This is a genomic window from Bacillus sp. JZ105, from assembly GCF_053903125.1.
Genome location: NZ_CP096387.1, coordinates 2,358,546 through 2,374,654, shown reverse-complemented (window position 1 = coordinate 2,374,654; position 16,109 = coordinate 2,358,546). Strand labels below are relative to the sequence as shown.

The window sequence follows — 16,109 nt, the reverse complement described above, 5'->3', positions numbered from 1 at the left end:
GGTTCTACTTTCTCTAGCTCGCTCATAGTGTAATTACTAGAAAGCGTGCTGGAGGGAGTAAATCATGAAAAAAAGACCCCGCCGTCCTCGACAGTTGGTCGTTGCGATTAATGGAACGAAAGTAGTAAAAAGCATCTTCTTATTTATTGCCTCTCTTGTTGTGGTGTTTGTGATGTCAGGGGCTTTGACCTCTTTAAAACCCGAGCTGAGGCCGCAAGCTTCGTTATATGGTGTAGCGGATGAGCTATCTGGCGCATTTTTTGCCACATTAATGGGCATGGAAAACCAATATTTCGCCTCAGCAGTTCCAGAAGATCAAAAAGGATTTCATTTCTCTGGGCTGTCATTGAAGCTTGCAACCAGTATTAATTTAGAAGACCCGCGCAGTTTCCTAGGAAGAGAGCTCCCAGGCTTTGAACATTTTGATACAAAAATCATTTTAGCGGGTGAAGGAACAGACTATACCAATATGCCGATGGAATCGCCGCCGCCTAGTGAAGTGATCCAAGATGAAAAAGAAGCAAATTTGGCTGAGCTGGACAAGCTCGATGATGATACGCCGAAAAAGCCTGCCAAAGAACCGGACCGGTCAACAGGAAAACGAAAAGCTGTGTACATTTACCACACACATAATACGGAATCATATTTACCATTTTTAAAAGGAGAAACGAATCCAAATAATGCACGGCACTCAAAAGTGAATGTCACCCTTGTCGGCGACATGTTTGGAAAGGCGCTTGATCAGCAAGGAATCGGCAATACAGTCGACAAAACGGAAATTGAAAAAAGACTGGTGAAAAAAGGATTAAAATATCCGCAGTCTTATAATGAATCAAGATTGGTCGTGAAAGAAGCCTTAGCGAAAAATGATGACCTCGATTATTTAATTGATATTCACCGGGACTCAAGAAGAAAGAAAGATACGACTGTTGAAATCAAAGGGAAGAAATATGCGAGAATTGCGTTTGTTGTTGGGAAGAAGAATCAAAGCTATGAGAAAAACTTAAAGCTTGCGACAGAGTTCCACCATTTGATGGAGAAAAAATATAAAGGTCTTAGTGTCGGTGTGTTTGCCAAAGGAGAAATTGGCGATAATGGAATCTATAATCAAGATTTATCCGACAAAGCCCTTCTTTTAGAATTTGGCGGAGTAGATAATAATATGGAAGAATTAAGAAATGCATCCAATGCGGCAGCTGATGTATTCAGCGACATTTTCTGGGACGCGGAAAAGGTGGACGGCAAAGCAAAGGATGAGAAAAAACGCTCTTAAGGTGGTGACGGGGATGGGCTCATTTATTGGAAAAACCATTATTTTAGGATTGGTCTTGCTGTTTGGTGTCTTTTTAGGAATGCAGCAAGCGAATAATGGCATGCTGCAAATGAAGGGCTACCATGATCCGCAATTAAAAGGAGCTTTCTCCATTCAAATAAACGACAATGAAGAGAAGGAAGCTTCTATCTTAGGAACGGCTGTTACAGAAAAGGATCTTGCCGAAAAACAAAAACAGCTGGAGGAAATAGAGGGCTTTAATGCCTTTTCCAAGGCAGGAAAAGCCCTGTCTGATGGCATGACACATGCAGCCCGTTCTCTTTATGATTGGGTGAATGGGAAATAAACGAATTTCATGAGATATCATCCTTTTGATCAAAGCCGCTGACCGATAAGCGGCTTTTCTTGATTTCGATTGAATCTTTACAGCCCTATTGATATAATCTAACCTAGCGCAACCCGCGTTTTATAGTAGGAGTGATAGATTGTGACAGATAAAGAAAAACGATTAGAGCGGCAATCAAGAATTCGAAATTTCTCCATTATCGCCCATATTGACCATGGGAAATCCACATTGGCAGACCGTATTTTGGAAAAAACAGCGGCGATTACTCAACGGGAAATGAAAGAACAATTGCTTGATTCCATGGATTTAGAGCGTGAACGCGGCATAACGATTAAATTAAACTCTGTCCAGCTGAAGTATAAGGCGAAGGATGGAGAAGAATATATCATGCACCTGATTGATACACCAGGGCATGTCGACTTCACCTATGAGGTATCTCGAAGCCTAGCTGCCTGTGAGGGTGCGATTCTCGTAGTAGATGCAGCACAAGGAATTGAAGCACAGACACTTGCGAACGTTTATTTAGCTCTTGATAACAACTTAGAAATTCTTCCGATTATCAATAAAATCGATCTGCCAAGTGCAGAGCCTGAGCGTGTAAGAGAAGAAATTGAAGATGTCATCGGGTTGGATGCGTCTGAAGCTGTTCTCACCTCTGCTAAGGCGGGTATTGGAATCGAGGATATTTTAGAACAAATCGTTGAAAAGGTGCCGGCTCCCGCTGGAGATCCAGAAGCACCACTTCAAGCCCTTATTTTTGATTCTCTTTACGATGCGTATCGCGGCGTTATTGCGTACATACGAATTGTCGAAGGAACCGTCAGACCTGGTCAGAAAATTAAAATGATGGCGACGGGGAAAGAATTTGAAGTACTTGAAGTTGGCGTTTTCACACCAAAAGCCATGCCAACAGACGAACTCACCGTTGGAGATGTTGGCTACTTAACCGCTGCGATTAAAAATGTCGGTGATACACGTGTAGGGGATACGATCACAAGCGCGGAAAACCCTGCGAAAGAAGCACTTCCAGGATACAGAAAGCTAAACCCAATGGTATACTGCGGACTTTATCCAATTGATACAGCGAAATACAATGACTTACGTGAAGCGTTAGAAAAGCTTGAATTAAATGATTCTTCACTTCAATATGAGGCAGAGACATCCCAAGCACTTGGCTTCGGTTTCCGCTGCGGGTTCCTTGGAATGCTTCATATGGAAATCATCCAAGAACGGATTGAACGTGAATTTAAAATTGATCTGATTACGACAGCGCCAAGTGTTATTTATGATGTATACATGACAGATGGAGAAAAAATTGTCGTAGATAACCCGTCCAATCTGCCTGATCCGCAAAAGATTGAGCGAATTGAAGAACCGTATGTAAAAGCAACAATGATGGTGCCGAATGACTATGTAGGCTCTGTGATGGAGCTTTGCCAAGGAAAGCGCGGGAATTTCATTGATATGCAGTATCTTGATGCGAACCGCGTGAGCATTGTGTACGAAATTCCTTTGGCAGAGATCGTATACGAATTCTTTGATCAGCTAAAGTCCAACACAAAAGGCTATGCGTCCTTTGATTATGAGCTGATTGGCTATCGTCCTTCGACGCTGGTGAAGATGGATATTATGCTGAATGGCGAAAAAATCGATGCCCTTTCCTTTATTGTTCACCGCGATTATGCATATGAACGAGGCAAGATCATCGTAGAAAAGCTAAAAGAATTGATTCCACGCCAGCACTTTGAAGTACCGGTTCAAGCAGCAATCGGTCAAAAAATCGTTGCACGTTCCACCATTAAAGCGATGCGTAAAAACGTACTTGCTAAATGTTATGGTGGAGACATTTCCCGGAAAAGAAAGCTTCTTGAGAAGCAAAAAGAAGGGAAAAAGCGCATGAAGCAAGTGGGCTCTGTTGAAGTCCCGCAAGAAGCATTTATGGCTGTGCTGAAGATGGACGACAGCACACCAAAAAAATAACATCCTCAAGGCTACCTGCTTTACAATGTCCGCCTTGACGTTTATAGTCGATAACAAACAAAGACGCCGCAGCGATAAACTGCGGCTCTTTACCTGTAAAGAAGGTGTCATCTAATGAAAGCAGCATACATTCACATTCCATTTTGTGAGCATATTTGCCACTATTGTGATTTCAATAAATTTTTCATCAAAACGCAGCCAGTCGACGAATACTTAGCGGCTCTTGAGAAAGAGATGCAGCACACGATCGAGCAAAAAGGCGAGCAGGAACTAAAGACAATTTTTATTGGCGGGGGAACCCCGACATCACTGACTGTCAGTCAGCTAGACAAGCTCATGAACAGCATTCACAGCGTATTAAAGCCGACAAAAAATCTGATTGAATTTGCAGTAGAAGCAAACCCAGATGAATTATCGCTTGAGAAACTTCATGTGCTTCAAGCAGCCGGCGTGAATCGGCTGAGCTTTGGCGTTCAAACTTTTGAAGACGATTTACTCAAGAAAATCGGACGAGTTCACCAAAAAAAGGATGTCCTGACCTCCTTTGAGCGAGCTAGAGCGGTTGGATTTGACAATATTAGCCTCGATCTCATGTTTGGCTTGCCGCATCAAGAAAAGCATCATGTGATGAATTCACTTGAGACGGCTTTCTCACTGGGGGCAGAGCATTATTCGGTTTACTCACTCATCGTTGAGCCGAAAACCGTTTTTTACAACTTAATGCAAAAAGGAAAACTTCATTTACCGCCGCAAGAACGTGAGGCTGAAATGTATGAGCTTGTAATGGATGAAATGGAGCGCCATGGATTAAAGCAGTACGAAATTAGCAATTACGCCAAACCTGGCTTTGAAAGCCAGCATAACCTGACCTATTGGAGCAATGAAGATTACTTCGGTTTTGGTGCAGGCGCACACGGGTATGTAGATGGCATCCGAAATGTGAACGCAGGGCCGGTGAAACATTATTTGGAGCTGATTGACCAAACAGGGTTCCCGTATAAGGAAACACATCAGGTCACAAAAGCAGAGCAAATAGAAGAAGAAATGTTTTTAGGTCTTCGAAAAATCGAAGGGGTGAAAAGCGCTGATTTCCAAGCAAAATATGGTGCTGCACCAGAAGCACTTTTTTCCACTGTTCTTGAAGATTTAGAAGAAAAAGGCCTCATTGTAAAAGATGACATGGGGATTCGTTTAACAAGAAAAGGAAAATTGTTAGGCAATGAAGTATTTCAAGCGTTTCTCGGTGAGTTATAATTGACATTTTAATTTGAGTTTGGTAATTTTGTTTATACAATTAGCACTCGTTGAAAGAGAGTGCTAACAGGGGTGATGATGATGTTAACAAATCGTCAGCTTTTGATTCTGCAAGTCATCATTAATGACTTTATTCGTTCGGCGCAGCCAGTTGGATCAAGGACTCTTTCTAAAAAAGAAGATATTACATTCAGTTCTGCGACGATTAGAAACGAAATGGCTGATTTGGAGGAACTTGGTTTTATTGAAAAGACCCATTCTTCATCAGGAAGAATTCCTTCCGAAAAAGGATATCGTTATTATGTAGATCATTTGCTCTCTCCGCGAAAACTTTCGTCTAAAGAGCTTGTGCTTATCCAGTCGGCCTTTCAGGAGAAAATTTTTGAGCTGGAAAAGACAGTTCAAAAATCGGCGGAAATTTTATCAGATCTCACAAACTATACATCGATTGTGCTTGGTCCAAAGCTAAGTGAAAATCGATTAAAGCAAATTCAGCTTGTCCCTGTTCAGCCAAACAAAGCAGTGGCGATCATGATTACAGACAGCGGACATGTTGAAAACAAAACCATTACCTTCTCTGAGCATCTCGATGTCTCCGATATTGAGAAGCTGATGAATATTTTAAACAGCCGCCTAGCCGGAGTCCCGATGGATCAGCTGAAGGACAGAATGTATAAAGAAGTTGTGATGCTTCTTCGCACGCATTTAAAAGATTATGATCATATTTTAGATGCGCTCGGCAATACATTTACATCGACTCAAAATGAATCAAAACTTTTCTTTGGCGGAAAGATTAATATGTTGAATCAGCCGGAATTTCATGACATTGACCGCATCCGTTCACTCATGATGCTTATTGAGCAAAAAAATGATGTCATGCAGCTGTTTCATCCAAATCAGCAAGGAATCACCATTAAAATCGGTTCAGAAAACAATTTGGAAGCGATGGAGAACTGCAGCTTAATCACAGCTACTTATTCGATTGATCAAAAATCACTCGGCTCCATTGCCGTCATTGGTCCAACCCGTATGGATTATGGCAGGGTTGTCAGTCTCTTACATCATGTATCAAAAGACTTGTCAAACGCACTTTCCAATTTGTATGATGAGTAGGGTGATAAAAGATAGGGGCACAGCCCCTTCGTATTTTTGAATCTTTTGAGGGAGGTGAACACAATGTCAGAAGAAAAACAGACACCTGAGCAAGAAGCAGAGGTTGAAGCACAAGAAGAAGCAGTTCAAGCAGATACTGAGGAAGTAACACATGATGAACAGTCTGCCTTCCAAGAAAAAATCGATGAATTGCAGCAGCTTCTAGATGAAAAAGAAAACAAAATTCTGCGTGTTCAAGCAGATTTTGAAAACTATAAACGCCGTGCTCGAACTGAAGTGGAGACCGTGCAAAAATATCGTTCTCAACATGTTGTCAGTGATCTTCTCCCAGCTCTTGATAACTTTGAAAGAGCGCTTGGAATTGATCCAGACAATGAGCAGACGAAAAGTTTGTTAGAAGGAATGCAAATGGTTTACCGCCAGCTGGTAGAAGCGTTGAAAAATGAAGGCGTTGAACCAATTGAAGCTGTCGGCAAAGAGTTCGATCCAAACCTTCATCAAGCCGTCATGCAAGTTGAAGATGAAAACTACGATTCAAATATCGTTGTAGAAGAATTGCAAAAGGGCTATAAACTCAAAGACCGAGTTATTCGTCCATCAATGGTAAAAGTAAATCAATAACTACATAATGGGAGGTCATCGAATATGAGTAAAATCATTGGGATTGACTTAGGAACAACAAACTCATGTGTTGCAGTACTTGAAGGCGGCGAGCCAAAAGTCATTGCAAACGCTGAAGGAGCACGTACAACACCATCTGTTGTCGCTTTTAAAAATGGAGAGCGTCAAGTAGGTGAAGTAGCAAAACGTCAATCAATTACAAACCCGAACACGATCATGTCTGTTAAAAGACATATGGGGACTGATTATAAAGTAGAAGTTGAAGGCAAGAACTATACACCGCAGGAAATCTCTGCGATTATTCTTCAACACCTTAAATCATACGCTGAAAGCTATCTTGGCGAAGAAGTAACAAAAGCTGTTATCACAGTTCCTGCTTACTTCAACGATGCAGAACGTCAAGCAACGAAAGATGCTGGTAAAATTGCTGGTCTTGAAGTAGAACGTATCATCAACGAACCAACAGCAGCTGCACTTGCATATGGTTTAGATAAAACAGAAGAAGATCAAACGATTCTTGTATACGACCTTGGCGGCGGTACATTTGACGTATCGATCCTTGAGCTTGGAGACGGCGTCTTTGAAGTGCGCTCAACTGCTGGGGACAACCGTCTAGGTGGAGACGATTTTGACCAAGTCATCATTGATCACCTAGTGGCTGAATTCAAAAAAGAAAATGGCATTGATCTTTCTAAAGATAAAATGGCGCTTCAGCGTTTAAAAGATGCTGCTGAAAAAGCGAAAAAAGATCTTTCTGGTGTATCTTCTACACAAATCTCACTGCCATTTATCACAGCTGGAGAAGCAGGACCTCTTCACCTTGAATTAACGTTAACGCGTGCTAAATTCGAAGAGCTTTCTGCAAATCTTGTAGAGCGTACAATGACACCTGTACGTCAAGCACTGAAAGATGCTGGTTTATCTGCTAGCGAGATTGATAAAGTCATCCTTGTAGGTGGATCAACTCGTATTCCTGCAGTACAAGAAGCAATCAAAAAAGAAACAGGCAAAGAGCCTCATAAAGGTGTAAACCCTGATGAAGTAGTTGCACTTGGTGCAGCGATCCAAGGTGGAGTGATCACAGGGGATGTCAAAGACGTTGTTCTTCTTGACGTAACACCACTTTCTTTAGGAATTGAAACAATGGGCGGCGTATTCACGAAGCTGATTGAACGCAATACAACAATTCCAACAAGTAAATCTCAAGTATTCTCAACAGCTGCTGACAACCAAACAGCTGTAGATATCCATGTCCTGCAAGGTGAGCGCCCAATGGCTGCAGATAACAAAACATTAGGCCGCTTCCAATTGACTGATATCCCGCCAGCACCACGCGGCGTACCGCAAATCGAAGTATCTTTTGATATCGATAAAAACGGTATTGTCAACGTACGTGCGAAAGATATGGGTACAGGCAAAGAGCAAAACATCACAATCAAATCTTCTTCAGGTCTTTCTGATGATGAGATCGAAAAAATGGTAAAAGAAGCAGAAGAAAATGCTGAAGCAGATGCGAAGAAAAAAGAAGAAATCGAAGTGCGCAACGAAGCAGATCAATTAGTGTTTACAACTGAAAAAACATTAAAAGATCTAGAAGGCAAAATCGATGAAGAGCAAGTGAAAAAAGCAAATGACGCGAAAGATGCGCTAAAAGCTGCGATCGAAAAAGGCGAGTTTGAAGACATCAAAGCGAAAAAAGATGAACTGCAAACAATCGTTCAAGAATTAACGACAAAGCTCTATGAAGAAGCTGCAAAACAAGCACAAGCTCAGCAAGAAGGCGCTGAAGGTGCTCAAAAAGCAGATGACAATGTAGTGGATGCAGAATACGAAGAAGTAAACGACGATCAAGAGAAAAAATAATCACCTTTACTTTTGAAAAAGACTGCTGAAACGTACTCGTCAGAAAGTCAAAGTCAGGATCTCTTGGCTTTGACTTTTTTTTCTTTTCAACGATGAAAGGAATTGAAAAAGGTTAAATCAAAATGATACAATCGTATTTATGTGAGAAAATCGGGAGTGTGAAGAGATGAGTAAGCGTGATTACTATGAAGTGCTTGGCGTAAGTAAGAGCGCCTCAAAGGACGAAATCAAAAAGGCATACCGCAAGCTTTCAAAAAAGTATCACCCTGATATTAATAAAGAAGCTGGCTCAGATGAGAAATTCAAAGAAGTAAAAGAAGCCTATGAAACCCTTTCTGATGATCAAAAACGTTCGCATTATGACCAGTTCGGTCATACCGATCCTAACCAAGGCTTTGGCGGCGGCGGTTTTGGCGGAGGAGGAGACTTTGGCGGCTTCGGCGGCTTTGACGACATCTTCTCTAGTATTTTTGGAGGCGGAGCCAGAAGAAGAGATCCAAATGCACCGCGCCAAGGAGCGGACCTGCAATATACAATGACGCTTTCATTTGAAGAAGCGGCATTTGGAAAAGAAGCAACCATTGAAATCCCTCGTGAAGAAACTTGTGAAACATGTCATGGATCAGGTGCAAAGCCTGGTACGCAGGCAAAAACCTGTTCGCATTGCGGCGGCTCTGGTCAATTAAATGTTGAGCAATCCACTCCGTTTGGTAAAGTGGTCAACCGCAGAGTATGTAACTACTGCAGCGGAACAGGGAAACAAATCGACCATAAATGTTCAACATGCGGCGGCTCTGGCAAAGTGCGTAAGCGTAAGAAAATTAACGTGACGATTCCTGCAGGTGTTGATGATGGCCAGCAGCTCAGAGTGTCTGGCCAAGGTGAACCAGGTGTAAATGGAGGACCTCCAGGCGATCTATTTGTTGTGTTCCATGTGCGTGCGCATGAATTCTTCGAACGTGATGGAGATGACATTTACTGCGAGATGCCGCTCACCTTTGCCCAAGCTGCACTAGGTGACGAAATTGAAGTGCCGACATTACACGGAAAAGTAAAATTAAAAGTTCCTGCTGGCACTCAAACTGGCACGAAGTTTAGACTCAAAGGAAAAGGTGTGAAAAATGTACGCGGCTACGGCCAAGGCGATCAGCATATCGTTGTACGTGTCGTCACACCGACAAATTTAACAGACAATCAAAAAGATATCATTAGAAAATTTGCTGAAGTGAGCGGAAATAAACCAGACGAACAAGAAATGAGCTTTTTCGATAAGGTAAAACGCGCATTTAAAGGCGAGTAAGACGGATAAGGAGTTGGTAGTATTGAAGTGGTCAGAAATTAGCGTCCATACAACAAATGAAGCGGTGGAACCGATCACCAATATTTTGCATGAAGCAGGTGCAAGTGGTGTCGTGATTGAGGACCCGCTTGATTTAGTCAAGGAACGTGAAAATGTATACGGTGAGATCTACCAGCTCGATCCGAATGACTATCCGGATGAAGGTGTCATTGTGAAAGCCTATCTTCCAATGAACAGCTTTTTGATGGAAACGGTAGATGAGATCAAAGAAGCCATCAACAATCTTCTTCTATACGATATTGACCTTGGACGCAATACACTGTCAATTTGTGAAGTAAATGAAGAAGAATGGGCCACCGCCTGGAAGAAATACTATCATCCTGTGAAAATCTCTGAAAAATTCACCATCGTTCCAACGTGGGAAGAATATACACCGGTTCATTCTGATGAACTGATTATTGAAATGGATCCTGGAATGGCATTTGGAACAGGTACGCATCCAACAACCGTCCTTTGCATTCAGGCGCTTGAGCGCTACGTAAAGGAAAACGATACGGTGATTGATGTTGGAACAGGCTCTGGAATTTTAAGTGTGGCAGCAGCGATGCTTGGTGCAAAGGACATTCAAGCCTTTGATCTCGACACCGTTGCGGTAGAAAGTGCGAAACAAAACATCGAATTAAATGGTGTAAGTGAACAAGTGACGGTCAAACAAAACAATTTGCTTGATGGGATTTCAGGTGAGCGTGATGTGATTGTCGCCAACATTCTGGCAGAAGTGATTTTGCGCTTTACAGATCAAGCCTATGACCTATTGAAGAAAGATGGCTATTTCATTACATCAGGCATCATTGGACAAAAGAAATTACAGGTCAAAACAGCATTAGAAGAAGCAGGTTTTGACATTGTTGAAGTGCTGTCAATGGAAGATTGGGTCAGCATTATAGCGAAAAAATAAAGCGAGTAGGTGTCAGGACACGTATGCAACGATATTTTATCGACCTCACGAAAGAAGAAGTGACGTTAAAGGGAGCCATCGTTATAAAAGGTGAAGATGTACATCATCTTTCCAATGTCATGCGGATGAAAGCAGGGCAGGAAATCCTTTGTTTAACGACAGACGGCTTTGAAGCGCTCAGTAAAATTGATACAATAACAAAGGAAGAAGTGATTTGTCACCTTGAAAGCTGGACAAATCAGGACAGAGAACTTCCGATTAGGGTGACGATTGCAAGCGGTCTACCAAAAGGAGATAAGCTTGAGCTCATTATCCAAAAAGGCACAGAGCTTGGCGCAAGTGCGTTTATCCCGTTTCAAGCGGCTCGTTCTATTACAAAGCTTGACCAAAAAAAGTCACATAAAAAACGAGAGCGCTGGGAGAAAATTGCGAAAGAAGCAGCCGAGCAGTCCTACCGGAATATCATTCCCCGTGTTTATTCAGTATCAACGTTTAAAGAGCTGACGCAATTAGCTGGTGAATTCGATAAATGTGTCGTTGCATACGAAGAATCATCGAAAGAAGGAGAGCAAAGCCGCTTTCAAACTGTGCTTCAACAGATGAAAGGCGGACAAACCTTGCTAGTGGTTTTTGGCCCTGAAGGCGGTTTGGCAGAAAAGGAGATTGAAGAGCTTGAAACGCTTGGTGCAGTCATTTGCGGGCTTGGACCACGCATTTTAAGAACAGAAACTGCTCCTTTATATGCGCTTTCTGCTATATCTTATCAAACAGAGTTATTAAGAGGTGAATCATGATGGGAACAGTAGCGTTCCATACACTTGGCTGTAAGGTCAACCACTATGAAACAGAGGCGATTTGGCAGCTGTTTAAAGAAGCTGGCTATGAAAGAAAAGAGTATGAATCAAAAGCAGACGTATATGTCATTAATACATGTACGGTCACGAATACAGGCGATAAGAAAAGCCGCCAAGTCATTAGAAGAGCCATTCGTCATAACCCGGATGGTGTCATTTGTGTAACAGGCTGCTATGCGCAAACCTCACCAGCAGAAATCATGGCGATTCCTGGTGTTGATATTGTGGTTGGAACACAGGACCGACATAAATTACTAGGCTATATTGAAGAATACCGCAGAGAAAGACAGCCGATCAACGGGGTTGGCAATATCATGAAAGCACGTGTGTTTGAAGAACTTGATGTTCCTGCCTTCACAGACAGAACGCGCGCTTCATTAAAAATCCAAGAAGGCTGTAACAATTTCTGTACATTCTGCATTATTCCTTGGGCGCGCGGCCTTCTTCGTTCTCGTGATCCAGAAGAGGTCATCAATCAAGCGCAGCAGCTTGTTGATGCGGGCTATAAAGAAATTGTGCTTACAGGTATTCACACAGGCGGATACGGAGAAGACTTAAAGGATTATAACTTTGCAAAGCTTCTGAGAGAATTAGATGAACGTGTTATTGGCTTGAAACGAATCCGTATTTCATCTATTGAAGCTAGTCAAATTACAGATGAAGTGATTGAAGTGCTTGATCAATCAGAGAAAATTGTCAGACACTTACACATCCCGCTTCAATCTGGCTCAAATACTGTGCTGAAAAGAATGCGCCGTAAATATACGATGGAATTCTTTGCAGAGCGTTTAACAAAGCTGAAAAAAGCATTGCCAGGACTTGCTGTCACCTCTGATGTGATCGTAGGATTCCCTGGGGAAACAGAAGAAGAGTTCTTGGAAACGTACAATTTTGTCAAAGACCACCAATTCTCTGAGCTGCACGTATTCCCTTACAGCAAACGTACAGGTACCCCGGCTGCAAGAATGGAAGATCAAGTGGATGAAAATGTGAAAAACGAACGTGTCCACCGTTTGATCGCTCTTTCTGACCAGCTTGCGAAAGAGTATGCATCAGCATACGAAGGTGATGTGCTAGAGATTATTCCGGAAGAATCCTTCAAAGAACAAGAAGGAAACCACAATCTTTATGTTGGTTATACCGATAACTACATGAAAGTTGTTTTTGAAGGGACAGAGGACATGATCGGCCGTCTGGTCAAAGTGAAAATTACGAAAGCGGGCTATCCTTATAACGAAGGACAATTCGTTCGCATCAGCGATGATGTACAGCCAGACAAAGTGAGAATGACCTCATAATAGATAAAAAACCGGCAGCCAAAAGGGCAAGCCGGTTTCTTTTATTTTGACTGATTCGGCATGAGACACAAGATCAATCCGTGAAAAGGACGAATGAACGGAAAGAAGAGGAGAGAGCTTGCCACATTAAACAGCAGGCTGAAATGCGCAATCTGCTGGGCAGGAGAGCTTGCGAGAAGGGCGACAACCTCTGTGATCAGGGCGAGAAACGGCAGGCATAAAAGAACCCCGAGCACATTAAACATGACGTGTGCATAAGCCGTTTGACGTGCTGCGTAGCCGCCGGATATCGCAGCCATCACAGCCGTAATACATGTCCCAATATTGGACCCCAACACAAAGCTGATACCTTCCTGAAGTGCCACAGTTCCCTCATTCATAAATCCCATTAAAATACCGATACAGACGGAGCTCGAATGAACTATTGCTGTGAAAATGGTACCCGAAAGCAGCGCTGTCCAGTCTGAATGCTGCATCATTTCAAGAAAACGCAATGTCTCAGGCTGGCTTGTCATCATCCCTGCAATTTTTGAAAAGCCTTGTATGCAAAAAAAGATCATCCCGAGCCCAAATAAACTTTTTCCTGCATGTCTAAAAGATGTCCTGCCAAAAAGGATAAATACAAGACCGGCTATGATCAAAACCCACATGAACACGTCCATTTTAATGGCGATAAATTCTGTCGTAAACGTGGAGCCGATATTGGTTCCAAGAATCATTGGGATCGATTTTTTAAAAGAGAGAATGCCAGTACTGACAAAGCCAATGACGATAACCATAAAAGCAGAACTGCTTTGTAGAACCCCTGTAAACACAATGCTGACCAAGAATGCTTTGACCGGGTGATCTGTAAAGAGAAGAAGTGATTTCTCAATACGAGACGACGCAAGCGCCATTAATCCTTTTCTCAGCAAACCCATTGACCATAAAAAAATGAAAATAAGTGCACAAAAATAAATGATCGCCATCATAGAAAAGTCCTCCTCTTACCAATGAATATATGGACTTGTCTACCTGCTCATGACGAAAATATATTTCCAAATCACTTAGTTGACCTCACACTAGGCTTATATTATAATGTCTAGGTACATGTTTTGCATGTATATCTTTTTTTAATGCAGTCGATTGGTGTATTCGGAGGGAGGGAAAGAGAATGTCAAAAACGGTCGTTAGAAAAAACGAATCGCTTGAAGATGCTCTTCGTCGCTTTAAACGCAGTGTATCCAAAACTGGAACATTGCAAGAAGCAAGAAAGCGTGAATTTTATGAAAAGCCTAGCGTAAAGCGCAAGAAAAAGTCTGAAGCTGCTAGAAAACGTAAATTCTAAAGAGGGTGGATTTTATGAGTCTTCTTGAGCAATTAAATTCTGATATGAAGCTTATGATGAAAAACCGTGAGAAAGACAAGCTTGTTGTCATTCGTATGGTAAAGGCTTCACTGCAAAATGAAGCAATTAAGCTTAAGAAAGACAGTTTGACCGGCGATGAGGAACTAACCGTCCTTTCCCGCGAGATTAAGCAACGTAAAGACTCCCTCCATGAATTTTCGAAAGCTAATCGCTTAGATTTAGTAGATAAAGTTCAAAAAGAGATTGACATATTAGACGTTTATTTACCTGAACAGCTTTCTGAAGAAGAACTGCAAACGATCGTGAAAGAAACGATTACTGAAACAGGTGCTTCCTCAAAGGCTGATATGGGTAAAGTCATGAGCGCTATTATGCCAAAAGTAAAAGGTAAAGCTGATGGAGCTGTCATTAACAGACTTGTCAGCGAGCAGCTGTCTCAATGAAAAAGTATCCTTCTATTGTTAGAAGGGTACTTTTTTTATGCCCTCGTGATTCTGTCATATAAAAATGAAACCTATGATACATTTGTAACGTATGTAAAGGAACAGTAAAATGGAAGAAAGTGAGGAGGGATCACCAAATAGATGAAAAAAATAAAAATTTCTATTGCTCTCTTCAGTTGTTTTATAATATGCTTGTTATTAGGGGTTCAATTGACCGCAAAATCAGCAGATCAGAAAGTTCATGTTATCCCAATTGAAGATACAGTAGAAAAAGGGCTTTCTAAATTCATTGAACGATCGTTTGAGCAGGCAAAGTCGGAACGGGCGAAGCATATTATTCTCGACATCAATACACCGGGTGGTGCAGTCGATGCAGCGCTTGAGATCGCAGATGCTATTCGTGCTACCGATATCCCGGTGACAGCGTTTGTCAATCATAGAGCGCTTTCAGCAGGGGCCTTCATCGCGCTAAATGCCGATCAAATTTATATGACCCCGAATGGAAAAATGGGGGCTGCTGCGATCATTGATGGAGAAGGCAATGCTGCCGATCAAAAATCTGAATCTCTATGGCTTGCTGAAATGAGTGATGCTGCTGAAAAGCAGGGGCGTGATCCAAAGTATGCTCTTGCCATGGCGGATGTAGATATAGACGCAAAAGAAGCGGGTGCACCAAAAGGAGAATTGCTCACCTTCAACACAGACCGGGCGCTTAAATTCGGTTATGCAGAAGGAGAAGCAAAAAATATGGATGAGTTGCTTCAGAAGCTGAAATTAAAAGATGCTTCTGTTCAATACGATGAAGTGAGCTTTGCTGAAAAGGTTGCGCGTTTTCTTACGCACCCAATTGTCATTCCAATCCTTTTATCCATTGCAAGTTTAGGGTTAGTTGTTGAGCTCTATTCTCCTGGCTTTGGGGTCCCGGGCACCATGGGAGTGACAGCGCTTCTTCTATTCTTTTATGGTCATCTCGTGGCAGGTTTTGCAGGATATGAGACGTTGTTCCTGTTTTTAGCAGGGATTGCACTCATCATTCTGGAATTGTTTTTGCCAGGGGGAATCGTAGGTGTCATTGGACTGATCTGTGTCGTTGTCAGCTTATTTTTAGCAGCTGGAAGCTTTACAGAAATGGCGATTTCCATCTTGATTGCCGCTGCTGTTTCAATCATAGCAGTTATTTTATTGACAAAGGTGTTGGGGAAACGTATGAAATTCTTTAAAAAGTTCATTTTAACCGATTCAACCAATAAGGAAAGCGGTTATGTCTCAAATGAAACAAGAGAAGATCTTGTTGGACAAATCGCAGTGACAGCCACTGCACTTCGTCCATCTGGTACGATCGTACTCGGAGATGAGCGCATTGATGTGGTGTCAGAAGGTGCATTTATCGATAAGGATGAACAAGTAAAAATTGTGAAAGCGGAAGGCTCACGCATTGTCGTGAGGAAAGTATAGATA

15 protein-coding genes are annotated in these 16,109 nt (G+C 42.1%); 14 read left to right on the top strand and 1 reads right to left on the bottom strand.

The window, feature by feature from the left end:
* The first annotated feature begins 64 nt into the window (after nucleotides 1-64).
* The 11 genes from M1D81_RS12120 to mtaB all read left to right on the top strand — a co-directional run bounded on the left by M1D81_RS12120 (nucleotide 65) and on the right by mtaB (nucleotide 12,860).
* Complete coding sequence (locus tag M1D81_RS12120) at nucleotides 65-1,273, top strand: stage II sporulation protein P (protein WP_025092944.1); 1,209 nt, start codon at nucleotides 65-67, stop codon at nucleotides 1,271-1,273.
* A 13-nt stretch (nucleotides 1,274-1,286) separates the two neighbouring features.
* The gene (locus M1D81_RS12115) at nucleotides 1,287-1,619 is read left to right on the top strand and encodes a YqxA family protein (protein WP_034622832.1); all 333 of its coding nucleotides are present in this window, start codon (nucleotides 1,287-1,289) and stop codon (nucleotides 1,617-1,619) included.
* 141 nt (nucleotides 1,620-1,760) lie between these two features.
* Nucleotides 1,761-3,599 (top strand): translation elongation factor 4, encoded by a 1,839-nt coding sequence (gene lepA, locus M1D81_RS12110; protein WP_024423038.1) that lies wholly within the window; start codon nucleotides 1,761-1,763, stop codon nucleotides 3,597-3,599.
* A 114-nt stretch (nucleotides 3,600-3,713) separates the two neighbouring features.
* Entirely contained in the window at nucleotides 3,714-4,853 is a 1,140-nt protein-coding gene (gene hemW, locus M1D81_RS12105) for a radical SAM family heme chaperone HemW (RefSeq protein ID WP_456266784.1), read from the top strand.
* Between the two features lie 81 nt (nucleotides 4,854-4,934).
* Entirely contained in the window at nucleotides 4,935-5,966 is a 1,032-nt protein-coding gene (gene hrcA, locus M1D81_RS12100) for a heat-inducible transcriptional repressor HrcA (RefSeq protein WP_003217350.1), read from the top strand.
* 63 nt (nucleotides 5,967-6,029) lie between these two features.
* A complete protein-coding gene (gene grpE, locus M1D81_RS12095) occupies nucleotides 6,030-6,587 on the top strand; it encodes a nucleotide exchange factor GrpE (protein WP_041086263.1) in 558 nt (185 codons plus the stop codon).
* A gap of 24 nt (nucleotides 6,588-6,611) precedes the next feature.
* Nucleotides 6,612-8,450 (top strand): molecular chaperone DnaK, encoded by a 1,839-nt coding sequence (dnaK, locus tag M1D81_RS12090; protein WP_456266785.1) that lies wholly within the window; start codon nucleotides 6,612-6,614, stop codon nucleotides 8,448-8,450.
* Nucleotides 8,451-8,616: 166 nt separating this feature from the next.
* Nucleotides 8,617-9,750 carry a molecular chaperone DnaJ gene (gene dnaJ / locus M1D81_RS12085; protein ID WP_024423033.1) on the top strand — a complete coding sequence of 378 codons (1,134 nt, stop codon included), beginning with the start codon at nucleotides 8,617-8,619 and terminating at the stop codon, nucleotides 9,748-9,750.
* A gap of 22 nt (nucleotides 9,751-9,772) precedes the next feature.
* The gene (gene prmA / locus M1D81_RS12080) at nucleotides 9,773-10,708 is read left to right on the top strand and encodes a 50S ribosomal protein L11 methyltransferase (RefSeq protein ID WP_191097531.1); all 936 of its coding nucleotides are present in this window, start codon (nucleotides 9,773-9,775) and stop codon (nucleotides 10,706-10,708) included.
* Between the two features lie 23 nt (nucleotides 10,709-10,731).
* Nucleotides 10,732-11,502: a 16S rRNA (uracil(1498)-N(3))-methyltransferase gene (locus tag M1D81_RS12075; RefSeq protein ID WP_024427953.1), complete on the top strand. Its 771-nt coding sequence runs from the start codon at nucleotides 10,732-10,734 to the stop codon at nucleotides 11,500-11,502.
* On the top strand, nucleotides 11,502-12,860 hold the full coding sequence (gene mtaB / locus M1D81_RS12070) for a tRNA (N(6)-L-threonylcarbamoyladenosine(37)-C(2))-methylthiotransferase MtaB (RefSeq protein ID WP_034622837.1): 1,359 nt from the start codon (nucleotides 11,502-11,504) through the stop codon (nucleotides 12,858-12,860). The genes M1D81_RS12075 and mtaB overlap by 1 nt, the downstream gene beginning before the upstream one ends.
* A 41-nt stretch (nucleotides 12,861-12,901) precedes the next feature.
* Here mtaB and M1D81_RS12065 read toward each other — a convergent pair whose 3' ends face one another.
* Complete coding sequence (locus M1D81_RS12065) at nucleotides 12,902-13,831, bottom strand: Na/Pi symporter (protein WP_268421255.1); 930 nt, start codon at nucleotides 13,829-13,831, stop codon at nucleotides 12,902-12,904.
* Between the two features lie 182 nt (nucleotides 13,832-14,013).
* On the opposite strand from M1D81_RS12065, the gene rpsU reads away from it, so the two are divergent.
* The 3 genes from rpsU to M1D81_RS12050 all read left to right on the top strand — a co-directional run bounded on the left by rpsU (nucleotide 14,014) and on the right by M1D81_RS12050 (nucleotide 16,106).
* On the top strand, nucleotides 14,014-14,187 hold the full coding sequence (rpsU, locus tag M1D81_RS12060; RefSeq protein WP_003152957.1) for a 30S ribosomal protein S21: 174 nt from the start codon (nucleotides 14,014-14,016) through the stop codon (nucleotides 14,185-14,187).
* Nucleotides 14,188-14,201: 14 nt separating this feature from the next.
* On the top strand, nucleotides 14,202-14,651 hold the full coding sequence (locus M1D81_RS12055) for a GatB/YqeY domain-containing protein (protein WP_024423028.1): 450 nt from the start codon (nucleotides 14,202-14,204) through the stop codon (nucleotides 14,649-14,651).
* 141 nt (nucleotides 14,652-14,792) lie between these two features.
* Complete coding sequence (locus tag M1D81_RS12050; RefSeq protein WP_456266786.1) at nucleotides 14,793-16,106, top strand: NfeD family protein; 1,314 nt, start codon at nucleotides 14,793-14,795, stop codon at nucleotides 16,104-16,106.
* Nucleotides 16,107-16,109: the final 3 nt, after the last annotated feature.

Coding starts and splice junctions, on each gene's coding strand:
- M1D81_RS12120 (WP_025092944.1), top strand. CDS start 65: ATGAAAAAAAGACCCCGCCGTCCTCGACAGTTGGTCGTTGCGATTAAT.
- M1D81_RS12115 (WP_034622832.1), top strand. CDS start 1,287: ATGGGCTCATTTATTGGAAAAACCATTATTTTAGGATTGGTCTTGCTG.
- hemW (WP_456266784.1), top strand. CDS start 3,714: ATGAAAGCAGCATACATTCACATTCCATTTTGTGAGCATATTTGCCAC.
- hrcA (WP_003217350.1), top strand. CDS start 4,935: ATGTTAACAAATCGTCAGCTTTTGATTCTGCAAGTCATCATTAATGAC.
- grpE (WP_041086263.1), top strand. CDS start 6,030: ATGTCAGAAGAAAAACAGACACCTGAGCAAGAAGCAGAGGTTGAAGCA.
- dnaK (WP_456266785.1), top strand. CDS start 6,612: ATGAGTAAAATCATTGGGATTGACTTAGGAACAACAAACTCATGTGTT.
- dnaJ (WP_024423033.1), top strand. CDS start 8,617: ATGAGTAAGCGTGATTACTATGAAGTGCTTGGCGTAAGTAAGAGCGCC.
- M1D81_RS12075 (WP_024427953.1), top strand. CDS start 10,732: ATGCAACGATATTTTATCGACCTCACGAAAGAAGAAGTGACGTTAAAG.
- mtaB (WP_034622837.1), top strand. CDS start 11,502: ATGGGAACAGTAGCGTTCCATACACTTGGCTGTAAGGTCAACCACTAT.
- M1D81_RS12065 (WP_268421255.1), bottom strand. CDS start 13,831: ATGATGGCGATCATTTATTTTTGTGCACTTATTTTCATTTTTTTATGG.
- rpsU (WP_003152957.1), top strand. CDS start 14,014: ATGTCAAAAACGGTCGTTAGAAAAAACGAATCGCTTGAAGATGCTCTT.
- M1D81_RS12055 (WP_024423028.1), top strand. CDS start 14,202: ATGAGTCTTCTTGAGCAATTAAATTCTGATATGAAGCTTATGATGAAA.
- M1D81_RS12050 (WP_456266786.1), top strand. CDS start 14,793: ATGAAAAAAATAAAAATTTCTATTGCTCTCTTCAGTTGTTTTATAATA.